General features: G+C 37.3%; 21 protein-coding genes. 12 read left to right on the top strand and 9 right to left on the bottom strand.

Features of this window, described 5'->3' with window-relative positions; genetic code table 11:
- Positions 1-178: 178 nt before the first annotated feature.
- From LXM54_RS26360 to dnaA, 8 genes are all read right to left on the bottom strand, one after another.
- Complete coding sequence (locus LXM54_RS26360; protein WP_233319105.1) at positions 179-1,258, bottom strand: HD-GYP domain-containing protein; 1,080 nt, start codon at positions 1,256-1,258, stop codon at positions 179-181.
- A 179-nt stretch (positions 1,259-1,437) separates the two neighbouring features.
- Complete coding sequence (gyrA, locus tag LXM54_RS26355; RefSeq protein WP_233319103.1) at positions 1,438-3,948, bottom strand: DNA gyrase subunit A; 2,511 nt, start codon at positions 3,946-3,948, stop codon at positions 1,438-1,440.
- 73 nt (positions 3,949-4,021) lie between these two features.
- Positions 4,022-5,932, bottom strand: a complete 1,911-nt coding sequence (gene gyrB / locus LXM54_RS26350) for a DNA topoisomerase (ATP-hydrolyzing) subunit B (RefSeq protein ID WP_233319114.1) — start codon at positions 5,930-5,932, stop codon at positions 4,022-4,024.
- A gap of 91 nt (positions 5,933-6,023) precedes the next feature.
- Entirely contained in the window at positions 6,024-6,272 is a 249-nt protein-coding gene (remB, locus tag LXM54_RS26345) for an extracellular matrix regulator RemB (RefSeq protein ID WP_233319102.1), read from the bottom strand.
- 15 nt (positions 6,273-6,287) lie between these two features.
- Positions 6,288-7,406, bottom strand: coding sequence for a DNA replication/repair protein RecF (recF, locus tag LXM54_RS26340; RefSeq protein WP_233319101.1), 1,119 nt, complete (start codon positions 7,404-7,406; stop codon positions 6,288-6,290).
- A 17-nt stretch (positions 7,407-7,423) separates the two neighbouring features.
- A complete protein-coding gene (gene yaaA / locus LXM54_RS26335) occupies positions 7,424-7,636 on the bottom strand; it encodes a S4 domain-containing protein YaaA (RefSeq protein WP_233319099.1) in 213 nt (70 codons plus the stop codon).
- 245 nt (positions 7,637-7,881) lie between these two features.
- The gene (gene dnaN / locus LXM54_RS26330) at positions 7,882-9,015 is read right to left on the bottom strand and encodes a DNA polymerase III subunit beta (RefSeq protein ID WP_233319097.1); all 1,134 of its coding nucleotides are present in this window, start codon (positions 9,013-9,015) and stop codon (positions 7,882-7,884) included.
- A gap of 186 nt (positions 9,016-9,201) precedes the next feature.
- Positions 9,202-10,542 carry a chromosomal replication initiator protein DnaA gene (dnaA, locus tag LXM54_RS26325; RefSeq protein WP_233319096.1) on the bottom strand — a complete coding sequence of 447 codons (1,341 nt, stop codon included), beginning with the start codon at positions 10,540-10,542 and terminating at the stop codon, positions 9,202-9,204.
- Positions 10,543-11,274: 732 nt separating this feature from the next.
- Here dnaA and rpmH point away from each other — a divergent pair.
- From rpmH to LXM54_RS26275, 10 genes are all read left to right on the top strand, one after another.
- Positions 11,275-11,409 carry a 50S ribosomal protein L34 gene (gene rpmH / locus LXM54_RS26320; protein ID WP_127738799.1) on the top strand — a complete coding sequence of 45 codons (135 nt, stop codon included), beginning with the start codon at positions 11,275-11,277 and terminating at the stop codon, positions 11,407-11,409.
- Between the two features lie 192 nt (positions 11,410-11,601).
- Positions 11,602-11,952, top strand: a complete 351-nt coding sequence (gene rnpA, locus LXM54_RS26315) for a ribonuclease P protein component (RefSeq protein WP_233319094.1) — start codon at positions 11,602-11,604, stop codon at positions 11,950-11,952.
- Between the two features lie 99 nt (positions 11,953-12,051).
- Positions 12,052-12,831 carry a YidC family membrane integrase SpoIIIJ gene (spoIIIJ, locus tag LXM54_RS26310; RefSeq protein ID WP_233319092.1) on the top strand — a complete coding sequence of 260 codons (780 nt, stop codon included), beginning with the start codon at positions 12,052-12,054 and terminating at the stop codon, positions 12,829-12,831.
- Complete coding sequence (gene jag, locus LXM54_RS26305) at positions 12,828-13,463, top strand: RNA-binding cell elongation regulator Jag/EloR (RefSeq protein WP_233319090.1); 636 nt, start codon at positions 12,828-12,830, stop codon at positions 13,461-13,463. Before spoIIIJ ends, jag begins: the two co-directional genes overlap by 4 nt.
- A 372-nt stretch (positions 13,464-13,835) precedes the next feature.
- On the top strand, positions 13,836-15,221 hold the full coding sequence (gene mnmE / locus LXM54_RS26300; protein WP_233319088.1) for a tRNA uridine-5-carboxymethylaminomethyl(34) synthesis GTPase MnmE: 1,386 nt from the start codon (positions 13,836-13,838) through the stop codon (positions 15,219-15,221).
- A gap of 30 nt (positions 15,222-15,251) precedes the next feature.
- Positions 15,252-17,132, top strand: a complete 1,881-nt coding sequence (mnmG, locus tag LXM54_RS26295; protein WP_233319112.1) for a tRNA uridine-5-carboxymethylaminomethyl(34) synthesis enzyme MnmG — start codon at positions 15,252-15,254, stop codon at positions 17,130-17,132.
- A gap of 100 nt (positions 17,133-17,232) precedes the next feature.
- Complete coding sequence (gene rsmG / locus LXM54_RS26290) at positions 17,233-17,952, top strand: 16S rRNA (guanine(527)-N(7))-methyltransferase RsmG (protein WP_233319086.1); 720 nt, start codon at positions 17,233-17,235, stop codon at positions 17,950-17,952.
- A gap of 224 nt (positions 17,953-18,176) precedes the next feature.
- Positions 18,177-19,067, top strand: a complete 891-nt coding sequence (gene noc / locus LXM54_RS26285) for a nucleoid occlusion protein (RefSeq protein ID WP_233319083.1) — start codon at positions 18,177-18,179, stop codon at positions 19,065-19,067.
- 407 nt (positions 19,068-19,474) lie between these two features.
- Positions 19,475-20,236 (top strand): ParA family protein, encoded by a 762-nt coding sequence (locus LXM54_RS26280; RefSeq protein WP_233319081.1) that lies wholly within the window; start codon positions 19,475-19,477, stop codon positions 20,234-20,236.
- Entirely contained in the window at positions 20,229-21,086 is an 858-nt protein-coding gene (locus LXM54_RS26275) for a ParB/RepB/Spo0J family partition protein (protein ID WP_233319079.1), read from the top strand. Before LXM54_RS26280 ends, LXM54_RS26275 begins: the two co-directional genes overlap by 8 nt.
- 34 nt (positions 21,087-21,120) lie before the next feature.
- Here LXM54_RS26275 and yyaC read toward each other — a convergent pair whose 3' ends face one another.
- The gene (yyaC, locus tag LXM54_RS26270; RefSeq protein ID WP_233319077.1) at positions 21,121-21,738 is read right to left on the bottom strand and encodes a spore protease YyaC; all 618 of its coding nucleotides are present in this window, start codon (positions 21,736-21,738) and stop codon (positions 21,121-21,123) included.
- A gap of 305 nt (positions 21,739-22,043) precedes the next feature.
- On the opposite strand from yyaC, the gene LXM54_RS26265 reads away from it, so the two are divergent.
- Positions 22,044-22,904, top strand: a complete 861-nt coding sequence (locus tag LXM54_RS26265; RefSeq protein ID WP_233319076.1) for a mechanosensitive ion channel family protein — start codon at positions 22,044-22,046, stop codon at positions 22,902-22,904.
- A 13-nt stretch (positions 22,905-22,917) separates the two neighbouring features.
- Positions 22,918-23,115: a DUF951 domain-containing protein gene (locus LXM54_RS26260; RefSeq protein WP_233319074.1), complete on the top strand. Its 198-nt coding sequence runs from the start codon at positions 22,918-22,920 to the stop codon at positions 23,113-23,115.
- The last annotated feature ends 86 nt before the right edge of the window (positions 23,116-23,201 follow it).

Below are 23,201 nucleotides of genomic sequence, written 5' to 3'. Positions count from 1 at the left end.
TTTTCGTTGCTATCAGAAGCAACTTTTATATAGTAACATATCATTCTATACAAGTCAACAGGAAATTTTAGAGGTTTTTCACAAAACTTTCTATCTGTCTTGCTGACTTGTATGATTATAGCAACTTATTTCAAAGAGTGCAATATCTTTTTATAAAATATAAATAGATTTTTTAATTTCAGCTATAATGCAGAATTTCATCAATATAAAGATGCCTGTTTTTTTCCAGATCGAGCATCATACCATCCTCTGCTATCTTTACAAGAGGTCTTGTGGCAGACTTACCTTCAATAAATAAAACCTCAGCTCTTTGCCCGTTAGAAAGCTTTACAGTACTTCCAATAGTATACTGAATAATACTGCTGCTCAAAGCCTGAAGTACGACGTGATCAAACTTTCCGAAATAATCCTGCTGCATCTTTTCTAGAACTTTAAAAGGCGATTGCTTGCTTCTATATAACCTTTGGGAGGTCATAGCATGAAAAGTATCAGAGACAGCTATAACTTTTGCATATGGATGAATTTTGTTATCTTCATTACCTAATGGATAACCGCTCCCATCAAGTCTTTCATGATGCTGAAGTATAGCAAGTCTTGTTTCTTTTTTTAAGAGAGCATGCTCTGGCAGCATTTGCAAACTATAGCTTGTATGTCTTTTCACTTCCTCAAATTCTTCTTCCGTCAAAGGTTCTTCCTTTGTAATTAAGTTAGATGGTATTTTTGACATCCCTGCATCACTTAAACAGCCGGCCATAGCGATTTGGACGATTTCCCCTTTACTGTAGTCCATTTTTTTTGCTATAAGAGCACTAATAACACCTACTGCAACAGAATGCTGATAGATATATTCTTTTTTATTAGATAAATGATATAAAGAAAATACTTCCTTGCTATACTGCTCTAAATCCTCCAATAGCGGCAGCATTATTGTGCGAACTGCAGGAATATTCAGCGGTACACCATACTGCCAAGAACGAAACTCCTTTTTGTACTGGTTAACAGCAAGAAGAAATTTATCAAAGAAACTCTCTTCTTTCTTTTTCAATCCTGCACTATCTTCCTCTTTAAGCTCATCGAGAAAGTTTCCATCAATCTGAGTATTTTCAATCTCTATCTTCTCAATTTGAAATGCTTTAAGAAGATTTATATGCTCGTCTGTCAATACAGTTTTAGAAGTTATTATCGGTCTATTCGTCATGCTGAAAACATCTTCTGCTAAGATGCACCCGGCCATTAAACGATTAACACTTACATTCATGTATTACTCCACCCTCATAAGGACTTTTATACTATATTCTACTTTATTTTTTATTGAAATGATAACCTTATTTTTAAAAAAAATACTGGAAAATTCTTATTTTTGGGATTATAAGGGTCATATTACCTATACCATTTAAATGTCCAGAGCGAAAAAAAGAAGCTGCTTTTGGCAGCTTCTTACTCCTCTGTTTCAGCAGCATCAGATACTGTGCTATCTTCCGCTGTTTCTTCAGGCATTTCTGTTTCAGCTTCTTCTTCTTTTTCCACTTTAGCGACTGTTGCTACAAATTCGCTTTCACTTTCATTAAGCTTAATCAGCTTAACACCTTGAGTGCTTCTACCCATAGATGATATATCGCCGACAGCCATACGGATTAAGACACCGCCCGTAGTAATTAGCATCAGGTCTTCCTCACCATTTACTGCCTTCATGGAAACTAACGGTCCATTTTTGTCAGTAATATTGCAAGTCTTAATACCTTTACCGCCTCTTCCTTGGATTCTATATTCCTCTGCAGATGTTCTCTTTCCGTAACCATTTTTCGTCACGATAAGAATTTCTGAACCTTCCTCTAACACTTCCATACCAACAACTTCATCATTAGAGGATAGGGTAATCCCTTTAACACCAGTAGCTGTTCTACCCATAGAGCGAACATCTGTCTCTGGGAAACGGATTAGAAGCCCATTTTTAGTTCCAATGATAATTTCCTTGTTACCGTCAGTGAGACGTACAGAAATCAATTCATCTCCATCTCTTAGGTTAACGGCAATTAGCCCGTTATTCCTGATATTTGCAAATGATGATAGCGGAGAACGTTTTGATATTCCTTCCTTAGTCGTGAAGAATAGGAACCAATCATCGACAAATTCTGAGACTGGTATGATAGCATTCACCCATTCATCCTTCTCTACTCCAAGGAGGTTGATAATCGGAATCCCCTTGGCTGTGCGGCTGAATTCAGGGATTTCATAGCCTTTAAGGCGATATACCTTCCCTTTATTCGTAAAGAATAGAATCGTATCATGAGTGGAAGTTGTGCTAAGCTGTTCCACAAAGTCATCTTCATTTGTTCCCATACCTTGAATACCGCGGCCACCGCGTTTTTGAGCGCGATAAGTAGACGCAGGCAATCTCTTAATATAACCGTTATGAGTTAGTGTGATGATGATATTTTCTTCTGGAATTAAATCTTCATCCTCGATATTTTCAATTCCGCCCGCTACAATTTCTGTACGGCGTTTGTCATTGAAACGCTCTTTTACTTCAAGGAGCTCCTCACGGATAATATCAAGCAGCTTTTCTTCATCAGCTAAAATAGATTTTAACTCGGCAATCAATGCTACTAATTCCTTGTATTCTTCCTCTATCTTTTCTCTTTCAAGTCCAGTTAATCTTTGCAGACGCATGTCCAAGATTGCCTGAGCTTGCTTTTCTGACAGATTGAAATTGCTCATTAGTCCTTCTCTAGCAATATCTGTTGTTCTAGAACCGCGAATTAAGGCAATTACTTCATCTAAATGATCAAGTGCAATGCGCAAGCCCTCTAATATATGAGCGCGCGCTTCTGCTTTTCTCAACTCAAATTCAGTACGGCGGCGAATGATAACCTTTTGATGATCCAAATAATAAACAAGGCATTGCTTTAAGTTAAGCACTTTAGGCTGTCCGTCCACTAGCGCAAGCAAGTTAATACCAAAGCTTGTCTGCATTGCTGTGTGCTTATATAAGTTGTTCAGCAGCACATTAGCATTTGCATCCTTGCGAACTTCAATAACAACCCTCATTCCATTACGGTCTGATTCATCTCTTAAGTCTGTAATACCATCAATCTTCTTATCCCTAACCAACTCAGCAATTCGCTCTACTAGACGAGCTTTATTAACCTGATAAGGGATTTCTTTGACGATTATTACTTCTTTACCATTCGGCTTTACTTCGATTTCCACTTTAGCTCTAACAATGATAGAGCCTCTGCCTGTCTCGTAAGCCTTTCTGATGCCAGATCTCCCGACAATCATTCCACTTGTAGGGAAGTCAGGACCAGGTATTATTTCCATCAATTCGGGAATTGTAATATCAGAGTTTCTGCTGACAGCCAAAACACCGTCAATAACCTCTCCTAACTGATGCGGCGGTATGTTTGTAGCCATACCAACTGCAATCCCGCTTGTTCCGTTTACCAAAAGGTTTGGGAAACGGGATGGTAAAACAACAGGTTCCTTTTCTTCTCCATCGAAGTTTTCTGTGTAGTCGATAGTATCCTTGTTGATATCCCTTAACAGCTCCATCGCTATTTTGGACATTCTTGCTTCCGTATAACGCATCGCTGCAGCAGAATCGCCATCAACTGAACCGAAGTTACCGTGACCATCTACCAACATATAACGGTAGTTGAAATCCTGCGCCATACGAACCATTGTTTCATATACAGCACTATCACCGTGGGGATGGTACTTACCAATTACTTCCCCAACAATACGAGCAGATTTCTTAAACGGTTTGTCAGAATGCATTCCTAAATCGTGCATAGCATATAATATCCGGCGGTGAACAGGTTTAAGTCCATCTCGAACATCTGGAAGTGCACGGGAAACAATGACACTCATCGCATAATCCAAGAAGGATGTACGCATTTCCTTGCTTATATTTATTTCTTTAATTTGAGAATTCGGCATATCAGCCATATAGGAACCTCCTTAAGCAAAGCGCAAGGTGCTAAATCTCCTTTAGCACCATAGTCATTCTTTTGCATTTATCTTAAACATCCAGGTTTTTCACATATACTGCATTTTCTTCGATAAAGTTTCTGCGTGGTTCTACTTTATCACCCATTAGCATTTCAAATGTCTCATCCGCTTCGATTGCGTCATCCAGGCTTACCTGCAGCAACACTCTTGTGGAAGGATCCATTGTCGTATCCCACAGCTGTTCTGCATTCATTTCACCTAAACCTTTATAGCGTTGGATATTCGGTTTTGGTGATGCTGGCAATTTTTCAAGTACCTCAGCCAATTGGCGGTCATTATATGCATACTCAAGCTTTTTCCCTTGCTTGACACTGTAAAGCGGTGGTTGAGCAATATAAATATATCCAGCTTCTACAATTTTCCGCATATAGCGGTAGAAGAAAGTGAGCAGCAGTGTTCGAATATGTGCACCGTCAACGTCCGCATCTGTCATAATAACAACCTTATGATATCTAGCCTTTGAAATATCATAGTCGTCTCCAATTCCAGTACCAATAGCGGTAATCATAGAACGAACCTCATTATTGGATAAGATACGATCCAATCTAGCCTTTTCAACATTCAGGATTTTTCCTCTTAACGGCAGGATTGCCTGGAAATGCCGGTCTCTTCCTGATTTTGCTGAACCGCCTGCAGAATCACCCTCAACTATGAATAATTCGCTTATTGCAGGGTCTTTTGACGAGCAATCTGCTAATTTACCAGGTAAGCTGGAAACTTCAAGGGCGCTTTTTCTACGCGTTAACTCCCTTGCTTTTTTAGCAGCAATTCTAGCTCTCAATGCCATTTGACCTTTATCAACAATTTTCCTAGCTACTGAAGGATTTTCAAGCAAGAATTTCTCAAAATGATCAGCAAAGATTGTGTCAGTGATTGCCCGAACTTCTGAGTTGCCTAGTTTTGTCTTTGTTTGTCCTTCGAATTGCGGGTCAGGGTGCTTAATTGAAACGATAGCCACAATCCCTTCCCTGACATCTTCTCCTGAAAGGTTTGCTTCTGAATCCTTAAGCACTCCGTTTTTCCTTGCATAGTCATTAATTGCTCGAGTCAATGCAGTTTTAAAACCGGATTCATGTGTTCCGCCTTCGTGTGTATTGATATTATTAGCAAACGAGAAAATGTTGCCTGTGTAGCCATCGTTATATTGGAGTGAAACCTCGACAGTAATGCCGTCTTTTTCTCCTTCAATATAGATAGGCTCTTCAAACAGCACCTCTTTATTGCGGTTTAAATGCTCAACGTAGGACTTTATTCCACCTTCATAGTGATATTCCTTACGCTTCTCCATACCTTCTCTTGTATCTTCAATGGTAATTTTAATATTGCGATTCAAGAAGGCTAACTCTCTAATTCTGTTTGCCAATGTTTCATAATCATAGACGAGAGTTTCTTTGAAAATCTCACTATCCGGTTGGAATCTTGTTGTTGTACCTGTTACATCTGATTCACCGATAATCTTAAGATCTTCCTGAGGAACACCTTTTTTATATTGTTGGTAGTATATGTTCCCATCCCGGTGAACAAAAACTTCCAACTCGGATGAAAGGGCGTTAACAACAGATGCACCTACACCATGAAGACCTCCGGATACTTTGTATCCTCCGCCACCAAATTTACCACCGGCGTGAAGTACTGTCATGATTACTTCAACTGCAGGTCTTCCCATCTTTTCATGAATCCCGACAGGAATACCACGTCCATTATCCTTAACTGTAATGCTGTTATCTTTTTCAATAATGACGTTGATTTCATCGCAGTAACCTGCCAGTGCTTCATCAATACTATTATCTACAATTTCCCATACAAGATGGTGCAAGCCTTTACCGCTTGTTGAACCAATATACATCCCTGGTCTTTTGCGGACCGCTTCTAACCCTTCAAGTACCTGTATCTGACTTTCATCATATGATTGTTGTTCCATTGGATCATGTTCCATTGACAAATTGATCACCTTACTTTCTATTGACATCCAAAAATTTACTCTTTGCTTATCCTATTAGACCTTAAAATTGCTAATACTCCTGAGCTGTCAGTCTGTATGATCGCCTTTTTAGTGTATTGGAAGCAATTGGAGAATAATAAATGGCATCTTTTGTTATAACAATAGATTTATAAGCTTTACTGTCGCCACTTATTGTTGTCTCTTTTTGCGTATTTAAAAATTCAGTTGTAATCTCAGAGGAACCAATTGTTTGTTTGTCTAAAATTGTAATGATATCTACAGTTCTTATAAGTACATTTTCACCAATATGAACGTACACTTTTTCACCTCAAAGCTATTGAATCTTTTTCATCGTTCCTGCTTCCACCTGGAATGTAGATGCTTCTTTTAATGTTTGATGATCAATTCCATCCACATTCGTAGTCGTCACGAATGTTTGTACCTTTCCTTGGATGGTATTCAAAAGATGAGATTGTCGATAATCATCTAATTCAGAGAGCACATCATCTAATAAAAGGATAGGATACTCACGGATCTCCGCATGTATGAGTTCGATTTCTGCCATTTTAATCGAAAGTGCTGTAGTTCTTTGCTGACCTTGTGAACCAAAAGTTTGAACATCTCTTCCATTTACGAAAAACAATAAATCATCTCGATGGGGACCGAACAAGGTCATACCTCGGTCAATCTCTCTTTTTTTCACACTGGCAAACTTTTCTTCGTATACTCTTCTCATTTTCGACAAATCTAGATCTTCTGATACATCTGCCGAGGGTTTATACTGAATTTGTAATGTCTCCAGTCCTCTTGAAATTCCTTTATGAATTGGGATTGCCCAATTTTCCAGAAGTTCCAGGAATTCAAAACGCTTTGATACTATCTTCACTGCCATATCAATAAACTGCTCTGTCAGTATTTCAAGCATTGTATGATCTGACTGTTTATTCATCTGCAGTTGTTTTAAGTAAGTGTTTCGCTGCTGCATAATCTTTTGGTACTGGCTCATATCGTGCAAATAAACAGGGGAAATCTGCCCGATTTCCATGTCAATAAATCTTCTTCTAATTTGAGGACTACCCTTAACAAGATTTAGGTCTTCCGGAGCAAACATCACAACATTCATATTGCCGATGTATTGGCTTAGCTTCCGTTGCTCAATATGATTGTACTTAGCTTTTTTTCCTTTTTTAGACACAACTAACTGCATGGGTAGCGGCCCATGTGCTTTTTTTAATCTACCTTCTATTTTAGCATAATCTGAGTCCCAGCGAATAAGATCTTTATCATTTGAAGTTCTGTGGGATTTTGCCATTGCTAAAACATAGATGGATTCCATGACATTTGTTTTGCCTTGCGCGTTTTCTCCCAGAATGACATTTACCTTATTCTCAAATTCCACTTCCAGGTGCTCGTAATTACGGTAATTCCTCAATTGCAGCTGCTCAATAAACATAAGGGATCATCCTTTTTTTACAGAACTGTAAATGTACCAATAGAGGGAATTTCAATCTTATCGCCTGACCTTAATTTTCTGCCTCTGCGCTGATCTTGTTCTCCATTGACAAATACTTCATGTTCACTTAAAAACCATTTTGCCATTCCTCCAGATTGGATAATATCTGCAACCTTCAAGAATTGGCCTAATGTTATATATTCCGTCTCAATTTTAATTTGATTGTTCATGTTTTCACTCTTTCAAGTTTAATCGTATCTCTTTATTTTACTAAATTATTTAACGATACACAAAGAAAACTGAAATATTTCTATAAATTAGTAGTATTCAGCACATTTTCAAGAGATTTTGACGAACATTTAGGCATTAAATTCGTCTATAAAAAACATTCATAATTCCTGCTTTGCCTAAATATATTATTCATGAAGGAAAATAGGATGCCCCTATGGGACACCCTATAAGCTTTAGGCAGCTGTTAATATGTTCGCACTGGAAGAATTAGCTGAAGGATAGAATCATCATTTAACGGATTGATTACAAACGGTCGCATAGCACCAGTGAAGTTAATTTTCACTTCCGTTCCTTCTAAAGCCTTTAAAGCATCCATCATATATTTGGCACTAAAAGATATTTTCAGTTCTTCACCTTGAATAGACTCGCTGATTAGCTCCTCTACAACTTTACCAATTTCAGGCGTAAAAGATGAAATTTCAATTACATCCTCTCCAATGGTGGAGAATTTAACGACATTATTCCGTCCTTCTCTTGCAAGCAAGGATGCACGATCAATAGATTGCAGGAATTCTTTTGCATTCACAACTATTTCCGTTTTGCTTTCTGTCGGAATTAGACGATTTGTGTCAGGATAATTCCCTTCAAGCAGGCGAGAGAAGAATAAGATATGCTTCGCCTTAAATAGAATTTGGTTTTCTGTCACAACAATCTCAACCGGTTCGTTATGGTCATCTAAAATACGGTTTAACTCATTTAAGCTTTTCCCAGGAATCACAATATTAAATGACTGTTCCGTATTTGAATCAATTTTTGCTTTTCTTAATGCAAGTCGATGGCTATCTGTTGCAATACAGATTAAGTCATCATTTTCAATCTTCCAGTTTACACCTGTCAACACCGGGCGTGTTTCTGAGGTGGACACTGCAAACACTGTTTGTTTGATAATGTTTTTTAGCAGGTCAGTTGGAATTTTAAAGATATTTTCTTCTGATATTTGAGGCAAATGTGGATATTCCTCAGAATCAAGACCGTTTAAGTTAAATTCCGATTTCCCTGAACGAATTACCGTTTGTAAGTTATCTACTTCAAGTTCTACTTGGCTAGTAGGAAGCTTTTTAACGATTTCACTAAAAAATTTAGCTTGCAGCACGATTGATCCAGGACGTTGAATTTCCACAATGACAGAATCATTTTCTTCTTTAGGAATAAAGGATTCAATAGAGATATCTGAATCACTTCCTGTTAATGTAACACCTTCTTCTGTTGCTACGATTTTTATCCCTGTCAGAATTGGAATTGTTGTTCTGCTAGTTATGGCTTTCATTACATCTTGTACCCCTTGGACAAGATTATCTTTTTGGATGATAAATTTCATTAATTGATCCTCCGTATCATTAGTTTTTTTATTGCGTATTTATAATAATATTTCTTTTAAAGATCGTAGTAATAGTAGTAGGCCCTGTTAATTTGTGAATAACTCGCTTTTTCAAAGGAAACACAGTCTATCCACATGTGGATAGACTGTGTCTAAGTTGGTTAAAGTTATGCACAGTATTCAGCTTTATACTTTTAAGAGCTCGTTGATTTCTTTTAGCTGTTTTTGCAAAAGCGAATCAGATACAAGGAGCTTTGAGATTTTTTCATGTGCATGGATAACTGTAGTATGATCTCTTCCGCCGAATTCTTCGCCGATCTTCGGAAGGGAAAAGTCTGTAAGTTCACGTGACAAGTACATGGCAATCTGTCTAGGAAAAGCGATGGATTTCGTTCTTTTTTTAGCCTTAAAATCCTCTAATTTCACACTGAAATGTTCCCCGACTACTTTTTGAATATCATGTATTGTTATGACGCGCGGCTTAGAGCTAGGGACAATATCTTTTAATGCTTCTGCCGCAAGATCTGCATTAATGTCTTTGTTGATTAAGGAGGAATATGCAACAACTCTTATAAGTGCACCTTCTAGTTCACGGATGTTGGAATCAATTTGATTCGCGATATAAAGCATGACTTCATTTGGAATGTCCAACCCATCAGCTTTTGCTTTCTTTCTAAGAATGGCAATCCTTGTTTCTAAGTCAGGCGGAGTTATATCCGTTATTAGTCCCCATTCAAACCGTGAACGAAGCCTGTCTTCCAAAGTTGGAATCTCCTTTGGCGGCCTGTCACTGGAGATAATGATTTGTTTGCTTTCCTCATGCAAAGTATTAAATGTATGGAAAAATTCTTCCTGTGTTGATTCTTTTCCAGCAAGAAACTGAATATCATCTATGAGAAGTACATCAACATTCCGGTATTTATCACGGAATTCTGCACCTTTATTGTCTCGAATACTATTAATGAACTCATTTGTAAACTTTTCCGAAGATAAATAAACAACCTTTGCTGAAGGATTATGATCTAAAACATAATGCCCGATTGCATGCATTAAGTGAGTTTTTCCAAGACCTACACCCCCGTAAATAAAAAGCGGGTTATAAGCTTTAGCCGGTGCTTCAGCTACTGCTAAAGAAGCAGCATGTGCAAAGCGGTTCCCAGAACCAATTACAAACGTATCAAAAGTATATTTAGAATTCAGTATTGTTTGTTCGGTTGTTTCTTCTTCTTTTTTCTTTTGTTTAGAGGAGATTTGAAGATCAAATTCTTCCTCCTTTTGGTTTTGAGGAATAATAAATTTTACACCAAGCTCTTCACCAGTTATTTCTTCAAGAATGTCCGAAATAAGCTGGGAATATCGTTCTTCCAACCAGTCTCGAGCAAATTCATTAGGAGCTGTTATGATTAGGCTGTCACCTTGAAGGGCATGTGCCTTCGTTGCTTTAAGCCATGTATCAAAGCTAGGTTTGCTGATTTTTTTTTCAATATTGCTTAACGCTTTATTCCATAGATCCGCAATATTTTCCAACCAATTTCCCTCCTTTTCCTTTTTATTTGCGTGCCGAAAAGAACAGATTCCTAAAAAAAAGAGCTAATCTGCCAATACATTAATAATGATCTGTGGAAAAAATATATAATAAGGAAGTTAAATAGCATTTCGACAGTATCCACTATTTGTGGACAACTCTTTTAAGAGGTGTCTAATAAGCTGTCCACATTTTATCCACATTCTGTGGATAAAAGAGTTATACACAGAAATTATTCAAATGTGAAAACAAAACTATAATATCAAAAAATCATAATAACTGCAATGGTTTTTCATATCTTATCCACAAGTGAAACAATATGTTGATAATAAATGTCCACAGGTTATTAGTTTGTTAAAAACCTGTAAATAAGTATTGTGGACAGTGAAAAAAATGTCGAAATTTTATCCACAGGCTCGAAATATGCAATTTAAGTGCTTATTTAAGCAATGTAAAAAAATTAAATATCCATTTGGGGAGAAGCAAAAAATGACAGCGTATTGACAAGTGGCCTTCTATTCCTTATTATTACTATTCAGAAAGAAATATAGTACGTAGCATATGTTTTACAGGATATTTCCGATGTTATAGAACATAAAGCAAAAACTTGTTAGAGCGATCAACAAGGATAAATAGACTAGAAAATAAATGAATGGTTGACAATCAATCAGCTATGTTTATATAATTGTAAGGACTGTCTGTAACAGCTATTCCTCAGGGAGGTGTCATATACAATGAAAAGAACTTTTCAACCAAATAAACGTAAAAGAAGTAAAGTTCACGGATTCCGCAGCCGCATGAGCAGTCCAAATGGACGTAATGTTTTAGCTCGCCGTCGACGCAAAGGAAGAAAAGTATTATCAGCTTAGGCCACTGAAACGTCAGTGGTCTTTTTTTCGATAAATGGACTGAAAAGTTATGGGCTCTTAGAATAAATCTTAAGAGCCCATACTATAATGGATATATAAGCTCCTGGTTTTGAAGCAAAGGATGTTTCTATGTTGGAAGGTACATAAATAATATAGATTCGGAAAGTATTGAATAAATAAGGAGTAAATGATTTGAAGAAAGAATATCGCGTAAAAAAAAGTAAAGAGTTTCAAGAAGTATTTAAAAAGGGACAATCATTCGGCAATAGGCAGTTTGTTGTATATAAGTATGAAAAAAGCGGACAAGCTCATTTTAGAATTGGGCTTTCTGTCAGCAAAAAGATTGGAAATGCCGTTATGAGAAATAAAATTAAACGGTATATAAGGCAGATATTTTTGGAAATCGGAGATTCTTTGGAAAATGAAGCGGATTATGTCATTATTGCTAGAAAGCCTCTAGCTGAAATGGAATATGAGGAAACAAAAAAGAGCCTTCTCCATGTTCTGAAAATTGCAAAGGTCTTAAAAAGAAAGATTCAGTGAAATTTCAAGTTAAGCGTTTCCTATATCATCTAAATTAGGATACAATGAAGCCAGAAGCTAATTTTGGCTCTATTATTTATTAACAGGAGGATTTTACGGTTGAAGAAAAAATTAGTGTTGCTATTTGGTCTATTATTTTTAGTGACTATCTTGGCTGGATGTACAGAATTCAATCAGCCGATCACTTCAGAAAGTGATGGCTTCTGGAATGAATATATTGTTTATCCATTATCACAGCTCATCATTAAAACAGCAGAACTTGCCGGCGGAAGCTTTGGCGTATCTATCATTATTGTAACAATACTAGTTCGTCTTGTTATTTTGCCGTTAATGATTAAGCAAACTAAAAACAGTAAAGCCATGCAGGCAGTGCAGCCTGAAATGGAAGCATTAAGAAAAAAATACAGCTCTAAAGATCAAAAAACACAACAAAAGCTGCAAGAAGAAACAATGAAGCTTTTCCAAGAAAATAAAGTAAATCCATTGGCAGGATGTTTTCCATTAATCGTTCAGATGCCAATATTGATTGGTTTCTACCACGCTATTTCACGTACAAGAGAAATTGCTCAGCATGAATTTTTATGGTTTAACTTAGGACAGCCAGATCCATTCTATCTGCTTCCTATCATTGCAGGGATTACGACATTCATCCAAACAAAAATGACAATGGCAGGAACAGCTAACCAAAACCCGCAAATGGTTATGATGCTTTGGATTATGCCAATCATGATCTTAGTATTTGCTATTAACTTCCCAGCTGCATTATCACTATACTGGGTTGTAGGTAATATCTTTACCATTATCCAAACGTACTTCATCAAAGGTCCGGAGTTGAAGAAGTCCGGTCAGACAGGAAAATTGGAGGGAGCCAAAAAGTGAGAGAGGTAACTGCTACAGGACATTCAGTCGAAGCAGCAGTGGAATCAGCTTTAGCTCAGCTTAAGACAACAAAGAACCAAGCCGAAATCATTGTTGTTGATAAAGGAAAAAAAGGTTTTTTAGGAATTGGGGCCCGCTCGGCTACTGTAACTGTAAGGAAGCTTGAGACGCCTCTAGAATCTGCAGAGCGATTTTTGCAGGATATTTGCACCCAAATGGGAGTTAACGCATCTATTTCGGCAAAAAAGTCGGGCAGGAATATCTTTTTTGAATTAAAAGGAGACAAGATCGCCCTTTTAATTGGAAAAAGGGGACAAACGCTCAACTCACTTCAGTATTTAACGCAATTGGTCATTAATAAGAATTCCGATGAATACTTAAGGGTCACGCTAGACGCTGAAGGCTACCGGGAAAGAAGAAAGCAATCCCTTATACAGCTTGCAGAAAGAACGGCCCATAAAGCCCTAAAGATTGGCAAAGAAATTTCGTTAGAGCCAATGCCGTCAAATGAAAGAAAAATCATTCATAATGCATTAACAGGCATTAAAGGTATAAGCACTTGTTCATCAGGTGAAGATGCTTTCAGGCATATTATCATTTCTCCAGAAAAAAAGCCTATTCAAAAAGCATAAAATAAGAAAAAAAGACAATCTCAAAATTTTTGGGATTGTCTTTTTTTGTTCCTTCTTACATTAACATCCTGCAAAATTCCCTTCAAAAGTTAACCAGTATTCATCTTTACAGAGCATATTCGGCAAAATAGCCATAAAATCTGTGAATTATTTGTCTGAACAGCGCTATTTTTGGTGCGTTTTATTGTTATTCACATGTGGATAAGATAAAATGGTAATAATAAAGAATAGTAATGTGGATAAGTGTGCGGATTTTTTTCTTTTTTAAAAGTTGTGGATATGATAATCTAATCTATTGTAACAATTAAATGAGTTGTTGATAAGTTTACATCAGTTTCTATATATAGATTTTTAATGATTTGAGGTGACAGCATGGAATTTGATACTATAGCTGCAATCTCCACACCAATGGGAGAGGGAGCGATTGCGATTGTAAGATTGAGTGGGCCAGACTCATTTGCGATTGCAGATAAGGTATTTAAAAGTATAGGAAATAAAAAGATAAAAGAGGTAGCAAGTCATACTATTCATTATGGGCATATCATTGACCCGGCTACGGATGAAACAATTGAGGAAGTAATGATTTCTGTAATGAAGGGACCAAAAACATTCACTAAAGAGGATGTTATTGAAATTAACTGTCATGGCGGAATGGCTTCTGTAAATCGTTTGCTTCAGTTGCTTGTAACGAACGGTGCAAGACTTGCTGAACCAGGTGAATTTACGAAAAGAGCATTTCTAAATGGAAGAATCGATTTGTCCCAAGCAGAAGCAGTCATGGATTTGATCAGAGCGAAAACGGACAAAGCAATGAATGTAGCCCTTGGACAAATGGAAGGAAGACTTTCAAAGCTGATTAGAACCTTGAGACAAGAAATATTAGAGACACTCGCGCAAGTTGAGGTTAATATAGATTATCCTGAATATGATGATGTGGAAGAAATGACTCATCAGCTTATGCTCGATAAATCTCGGTTTGTACAGGCGGAGATAAAGAAGCTGCTTCAGACTTCTCAGCAAGGCAAAATATTAAGAGAAGGACTTTCAACGGTTATTGTAGGACGGCCTAATGTAGGAAAATCCTCATTGTTGAACAGCTTGGTCCAAGATAATAAGGCAATCGTAACAGATATTCCTGGTACGACAAGAGATGTTATTGAGGAATATGTTAATGTGCGCGGTGTACCTCTTCGTCTGCTAGATACGGCAGGTATCCGTGAAACAGAGGACATTGTTGAAAGAATTGGTGTTGAAAAGTCCAGAAAGGTTTTAAAGGAAGCAGACTTAATCCTGCTTGTTCTCAATTATGCAGATGCTTTGACAGAAGAGGATGTCAATCTGTTCAAAGCGGTTGAGGGAATGGATTATATAGTGATTGTAAATAAGACAGACCTGCCGCAAAAAATTGATATGGAGCGTATAAAGGAATTGTCAGCTAATCAAAAAATGGTTACTACTTCACTGTTGCAGGATAAGGGCATCAACCAGCTAGAAGAGGCAATTTCCAGCCTGTTTTTTGAAGGTGCAATTGAAGCAAGTGATATGACATATGTGTCCAATACAAGACATATCTCCCTTCTGAACCAAGCGCTTCAATCTATTAATGAAGCCATTTCAGGAGTGGAAATGGGAACCCCAATTGATATTGTCCAAATAGATTTAACAAGAACTTGGGAACTGCTTGGTGAAATCATCGGCGATAGTGTACACGAAAGCCTGATTGATCAGCTGTTCTCCCAATTTTGCTTAGGTAAATAAAAGAAAAAGTTGCAGTTAGGAGGCACCATGATGCAGTACGAAGCAGGAAATTATGATGTCATTGTGATTGGGGCAGGACATGCTGGGTGTGAAGCAGGTCTTGCAGCCGCAAGATTGGGCGCCAATACATTGATGTTGACTATAAATTTAGATATGGTAGCTTTTATGCCGTGTAACCCATCTGTTGGGGGGCCGGCTAAAGGAATTGTCGTTAGAGAAATTGACGCACTTGGCGGAGAAATGGGTAAAAACATCGATAAAACCTATATCCAAATGAGAATGTTGAATACAGGAAAAGGGCCTGCAGTCAGAGCTCTTCGTGCACAGGCAGACAAATATATGTATCAGCACGAAATGAAAAAAACACTGGAAAATCAGCCAAACTTAACATTGATCCAAGGTATGGTTGAACAGTTGATTGTAGAAGACAATACAGTAAAAGGTGTTATCACAAAAACAGGTGCTACTTATACTGCTAAAACGGTTGTAGTAACTACGGGAACTTATCTACGCGGAGAAATTATCCTTGGTGAGCTGAAATATTCAAGTGGTCCAAATAACCAGCAGCCATCGATTCGTCTATCTGAACATCTGCAGGAATTAGGATTTGATCTTGTTCGTTTTAAAACAGGAACACCGCCGAGAGTAAACAGTCATTCTATTGACTACAGCAAGACGGAAATCCAACCAGGTGATGATGTTCCAAGAGCTTTTTCTTACGAGACAACAAAATATATTACAGAACAGCTGCCATGCTGGCTGACATATACAAATGAAAAAACGCATCAAATTATTGATGACAACTTGCATCGATCCCCAATGTATTCTGGGATGATCAAGGGAACAGGGCCGCGCTATTGCCCATCTATTGAAGATAAAGTCGTTCGCTTTAATGATAAGCCAAGACATCAAATTTTCCTTGAGCCGGAAGGTAAGAATACGCAGGAGGTTTATGTACAAGGCTTGTCAACAAGCTTGCCTGAGGATGTACAGCAAGAAATCCTTCGTACAATTCCTGGATTGGAAAATGTCCAAATGATGAGAGCAGGTTATGCCATTGAATATGATGCTATTGTACCTACTCAATTATGGCCAACATTAGAAACAAAGAAAATTAAGAATCTCTATACAGCAGGTCAAATTAACGGTACTTCAGGTTATGAAGAGGCTGCCGGCCAAGGTTTAATGGCAGGAATTAACGCAGGTTTGAATGCCACTGGTAAAGAACAGCTTATCTTAAGCCGCTCTGATGCCTATATTGGAGTATTGATTGATGATCTTGTTACGAAGGGCACAAATGAACCGTACCGCCTGCTAACTTCCAGAGCAGAATACCGCCTTCTGCTTCGCCATGATAATGCAGATTTGCGCTTAACTGACTATGGATATGAAATCGGCTTAATAGCGGAAGAAAGATATAATAAATTCACTGACAAAAAGCAACAGATCGAACAAGAAAAGAACCGCTTAAAAGAAATTATCCTTAAGCCAAATGAACAAGTTCAAGCTGTCATTAAAGAACAAGGCGGCAGTGAATTGAAAGACGGCATTAAGGCAGCGGATCTGCTGAGAAGACCAGAAATGAACTACAAGCATATACAACAATTAGCACCAAGTGAAGCTGGTTTATCTGACGAAGTAACAGAACAAGTAGAAATCCAAATAAAGTATGAAGGTTATATTGATAAATCATTGCAGCAAGTAGATCGTCTGAAGAAAATGGAAAACAAAAAAATTCCAGAGAACATCGATTATGATGCAATTTCCAGCCTTGCAACAGAAGCAAAGCAGAAGTTGAAAATGGTAAGGCCATTATCTTTGGCACAGGCTTCTAGAATCTCTGGAGTAAATCCTGCAGATATATCCATACTATTAGTATATTTGGAGCAAGGTCGCATAGCGCGAGTGTAATAGAAAGTGATTGGCTTTTTGCCTGTATTACCTTAGGCAAGAAGCCTCTCCTGTTGTAAAAAATATACATAATCAGGAATTGGATGGAAAGGGAGCAAGCATGAATACAGAACAATTTAGACAAATGCTCCGAGAGAAAGGTCTGGAGCTCTCTGATAGGCAGATGGAACAGTTTAAGATTTATTTTGAAACACTTGTTGAATGGAATGAAAAAATGAACCTGACTGCTATTACAGAACAATCTGAGGTTTATTTGAAACATTTTTATGATTCCATCACAGCAGGATTTTATTTAGAAAGCTTTAAGTCGCCTATTCATATTTGCGATGTTGGAGCAGGGGCGGGATTCCCGAGCATACCGCTGAAAATAGCTTTCCCGCAGCTGAAAATAACAATTGTTGACTCATTAAAAAAACGTATTCACTTTTTAGAGCATTTAGCAAAGGCTTTAGATTTAAAAGAAGTCCAGTTTATCCATGACAGAGCGGAAACATTCGGACAAAACAAAGAATATCGGGAAACTTTCGACATGGTAACAGCAAGAGCTGTAGCAAGGTTATCGGTTTTAAGTGAACTATGTATGCCATTGGTAAAGGTTGGAGGCGTATTTGTTGCTATGAAAGCGGCAAGTGCACAAGAGGAAATAGAAGCTGGCAAAAAAGCCATAGCTGTTCTAGGCGGGAAATTGGTCAATGCCCATTCATTTACTCTTCCAATTGAAGAAAGTGAGCGCAACATACTTGTTATCTCAAAAGAAAAACAAACGCCGAAAAAGTACCCTAGAAAACCAGGTACTCCAAACAAGGAACCGATTGAATGAATATATGCTATGTAAAATAGCATATATTCATCAAAGAAATAGCTTATCAACAGGCGATTATCTTATTTTTTGTACTATATCATTTTTTCTATCTACTATATAATATAACTATAAAAAGCACAGTAAATGAAAATTAAAGAAGTTTCTTATTATATTTATATATTGCAGTAAAAATGCTTGGATTTTTTTAAATAATAGGGAGTTTCGTAAAGGTGGTGCAGGTTTTGAAGCCTTCTTTCTCACGCTTTTTTGGCTTAGGCGAAAAAGGGAATAATACAGAAGAAGAAAGTCAATTCGAGACGGTAGACGCTAATGAGGAGCTTGAAAAAATGGTAAATAATGAAGAGATTAATAGATTGCCAATAAGCCAGATTGTTCCAAACCGTTTTCAACCAAGAACTGTATTTGATGATGAAAAAATAGAAGAATTATCAAGAACCATTCATACACATGGCATTATACAGCCAATTGTTGTACGGGAATATGATAGAGGTAAATATGAGATAATTGCAGGTGAAAGACGCTGGCGGGCAATGAAAAAGCTAGGGTGGGAAGAAGCTCCTGCTATCATTAAGAATATGAGCGATACAGAAACTGCTTCTGTAGCCTTGATAGAGAACCTTCAAAGGGAAGAACTGTCACCGATAGAAGAGGCTGTAGCCTACGGCAAATTACTCGAACTCCATAACCTGACACAAGAGGCACTTGCCCAGCGGTTAGGAAAAGGACAGTCAACGGTAGCTAACAAGCTGAGACTGTTAAAACTTCCTGAGGAAATACAGGAGGCACTTCTCAATAAGCAAATATCAGAGCGTCATGCCAGATCTCTGATTCCATTGAAAGAAACAGAAAAGCAGCTTAAGCTCCTTCAAGAAATACTAGAGAAGAACTTAAATGTAAAACAGACAGAAGAGCGCGTCGCTAAAATGCTGGAACAGGCAGAACAAAAGCCTAAGCCAAAAAGAAAGGCTTTCAGCAAAGATATGCGTATTGCAGTCAATACAATTCGACAATCCCTTACAATGGTGTCTGACAGCGGTATTAATTTAAATGCTGAAGAAGAAGAGTTTGAGGATTTTTATCAATTCACCATAAAAATTCCAAAAAAGAAATAGCTATTATAAAATGAATATAAATCATTCACTGTGAGAACATTAGCCATTTTGGTTTCAATTTCTCACTTTTTTTCTGCAAAAAAATAAATGCTACTAAATTCTTAGAAAAAATGGGCTTTCAGTAGCATATATAGAAGTAAAAAATAGAGCAATGCCTCTATATATTATAAACTCTATTAAAAAATGACGATATTTAGAAGTTTTCATGATAAAATAATAGATGATTGTGCTACATTTGTTCCTTTTAGGAATAAAAACAGTCATAATCACGGGAAAACGGTGTATTTAACACCTGATTACCAATAAAATAACTTTTTCATGTCTGATTTAAATAAATAAAATAACATTTACAGCACCTTCTGCTGAATAATTGAAGGTAATTTATCGTAATAAAGGTAGGTGACATCATGGGGAGAGTAATTACGGTAGCTAATCAAAAAGGGGGAGTTGGAAAAACAACAACCTCGGTCAATCTTGGCTCTTGTTTAGCTTACATCGGAAAAAGAGTACTTTTAGTTGATACAGATCCACAGGGAAATGCCACAAGTGGCGTTGGTATTGAAAAGGCAGATGTAGATCATTGCATTTATGATGTGTTAGTAGATGACATTGAAGCAAGCCAAGTCATCAAAGCAACAAATGTAGAGAACCTTGATGTAATTCCAGCAACAATTCAATTAGCTGGGGCAGAAATAGAGCTTGTTTCCACAATCTCCAGGGAAGTCCGCTTAAAAAGAGCATTGGAAGAAGTTAAGGACAGATATGATTATATTTTGATCGATTGTCCGCCATCTTTAGGCTTATTAACAATAAATGCACTAACTGCATCTGATGCTGTCTTAATTCCAGTACAATGTGAATATTATGCACTTGAAGGATTGAGCCAGCTTCTGAATACAGTAAGATTGGTGCAAAAGCACTTAAATCATGAGCTTGCTATTGAAGGTGTCTTATTGACAATGCTTGATGCCCGTACGAATTTAGGGATACAAGTAATAGAAGAAGTAAAAAAATACTTCCAGGATAAAGTGTTTAAAACAATTATTCCACGTAATGTAAGACTAAGCGAAGCGCCAAGCCATGGGGAACCAATTATCATTTATGATCCAAAGTCCCGTGGAGCAGAAGTATATTTAGAGTTGGCAAAGGAAGTGGTTACGAGTGGCTAAGGGATTAGGGAAAGGTCTTGACGCTTTTTTTCCGAGCATGGAAGTAGAAAAAGAAGAAGTAATTAAGGAATTAAATATAAAAGAATTGCGACCAAACCCTTATCAGCCAAGAAAAGTTTTCGAGAAAGAGGCAATTGAGGAACTTAAAGCATCAATCTTGGAACATGGGATACTTCAGCCAATCATTGTACGTAAAAGTATTAAAGGGTTTGAAATTGTTGTTGGGGAACGGCGCTTTCGTGCGGCAAAAGAAGCTAATTTAGAAGTGGTTCCCGCAGTAATTCGAGAACTGTCTGAACAGCAAATGATGGAACTTGCTGTACTGGAAAACCTGCAGCGTGAAGATTTGTCTCCGATAGAAGAAGGACATGCCTATCAGCTGCTTATGAAAAAATTAAATTTCACACAGGAAGAGTTGGCTAAACGCCTTGGCAAAAGCCGACCTCATATTGCCAATCATGTCAGACTCCTATCACTTCCGCCGGCTATTCAAGAGATGATTACAGATGGAACCATTTCAATGGGACACGGAAGGGCATTATTAGGATTAAAAAATAAAGATAAGCTGCCACTGCTTGTTGAAAAGACAGTCAAGGATGGTTTGAACGTTAGACAGTTGGAGTATTTAATTCAACAAATGAACGAAGATGTTTCACGTGAAACACCGAAAGAAAAGAAAGAAACAAAGAATGTCTTTATAAAGGAACAAGAAACTTTCCTAAGAGAAAGATTCGGTACTACAGTGAATATCAAACAAACGAAAAACAAAGGTAAAATTGAGATTGAGTTCTTTTCTGAAGATGATTTAGATAGAATTTTACAGCTTCTCGATCGTAATGAGGATATTTAAAAAGAAGAAACCAAAATATGGTTTCTTCTTTTTGTTAAATGGGCCGTTCTTGAAGAGAGTATTCTTCCTGTCCTTCAGCATAGCGATAACGAAGACTGCTTTGATAAATACCTTTTGAAATCGTTTTAGCCATTTCAAGCACAAGACTGAGTCTTGTATTTTGTAGTACAAGAAACTCCATAAAGCCGCTTATGTTAACAATTCCAGTGATATGAATATTACCTACTGGCGGCAATTCCTTTTTAACTCCACTTCCAGGTTTGACGGGGCCATCCCCTAGATGTATGACACCAACACTTTTCATCCTGCCTAAACAAGCATCTATCCCAATGATAAAAGGATCTTTATGCTTTTCGTGAATCTCCATCATCTTTTCTTCTAAGTTCAGCGCATGGATAGGTTCATTTAAAGTGCCATAAACAAAAAAGGAACCTAGTTTTTTTTCTGCTAATAATGTTCCAATAAGTGGTCCGAGTGAATCACCTGTAGAGCGATCTGTGCCAATACATACAAACACAATTGGCTGTGCAGAGGAAGCTGGTGGCAACTGTTTATACAAAGAGTCTGCCAGTTTATAGGATGCTAACTGCTCATTATGGGCGATTCTTATCGGAAGTTCACTTTTATCAAATATATTGGTATAGATGCTCATCAAATCTACTCCTTTGCACTAGGAAACTATAAATAAGCAAGCTGTTCAATTTAATATGTTATTTCAAAGTAAAAGTAATACCATTATAGGAATATATATTAATTTCTATACATCTTCATGCCAATTCCATTGATAAAGAGGGAGAAAGATAGGGGTCATACAAGTCGATCTATGATAATATACCTAGAAAATAACAGGTAGGTTATTACTTCAAACTAAAATTAGAACCTGTTAAAATAAACTAAATAGCCAGGAATAACAATCTGGCTTTTGAAAAGGGAGAAAAGAGGCAGCAGGGGTGTGTTATGGATAATTTAGAAGAAAAAGTGAACGATAGTGTAGATGTTATTACAGATGAGAATATATGGATAAATTTAGGCCAGGGATCTTTAAAAATTATTATTATCATTTTAATAAGCGTTGTTGTTACAAGGGTTGCTAAGATTGCTGTGCGGAACATATTTAAGGTTAGAACACATTCTGCACTCAGAATATCGGAAAGAAGAGAAGCTACACTAGTTAAACTATTGGAAAATACCCTTACCTACGTTATCTATTTTATTGCCTTTATGATGATTTTAGGTACATTGAATATTGACGTGAAGGGATTGCTTGCCGGAGCGGGAATTGTTGGCTTAGCCGTCGGTTTTGGTGCGCAAAGTTTAGTGAAGGATATTATTACTGGATTTTTCATTATTTTTGAAGACCAGTTTTCTGTAGGAGATGTTGTGCAGATCGGCCAATTTCAAGGTGTTGTGGAGGAAATTGGGTTAAGAACAACGAAAGTAAAAAGTTATACTGGCGAAGTGAATATTATACCGAATGGAAGTATAATGGAAGTAACAAACTTCTCATTAAACAACAGTAAAGCAGTTGTTGATGTCAGCATAGCGTACAAGGGCGATATAGATAGGGCTGAAAGTGTTATTAAAGATCTTATTGAAACATTTCCGGAAAAATATGAACAAATTGTCGGTGTCCCGGAGCTTTTAGGTGTTGAAAACATTATGGCAGCAGAGGTAGTTATAAGAGTTGTTGCTGAGACATTGCCAATGCAGCATTATACAGTTGCCCGTGCGTTAAGGAAGGAAATTAAAAATGTCCTTGATGAGAATGGAATAGAGAGCCCATATCCGAAATTAATGATGTACTCTAAACCGGAATAAAACAGGAGGGAATATGGAACAGAAAGAGTTTGCTATCAATGATATTGTTGAAATGAAAAAAGCACATCCTTGTGGCACAAATCGTTGGAAAATTATTAGGATGGGAATGGATATCCGCATTAAGTGTGAAGGCTGTGAACATAGCGTCCTTATTCCAAGGAGAGAGTTTGCGAGAAAAATGAAAAAAATGTTAGTAAAGCATGAAGAGTGATTCATGCTTTTTTTTATGAAAATAAGGTATTTTTACCTTGCGGACAAGCATGGCTACTTGTCTTTTTTGAAGGTTAAATCTATAAT

This window comes from Bacillus sp. Au-Bac7 (assembly GCF_021341655.1).
Classification (GTDB): domain Bacteria; phylum Bacillota; class Bacilli; order Bacillales; family Cytobacillaceae; genus Niallia.
Note: the sequence above shows the minus strand (reverse complement) of the source record. Positions and strands in the feature narration are given on the sequence as shown.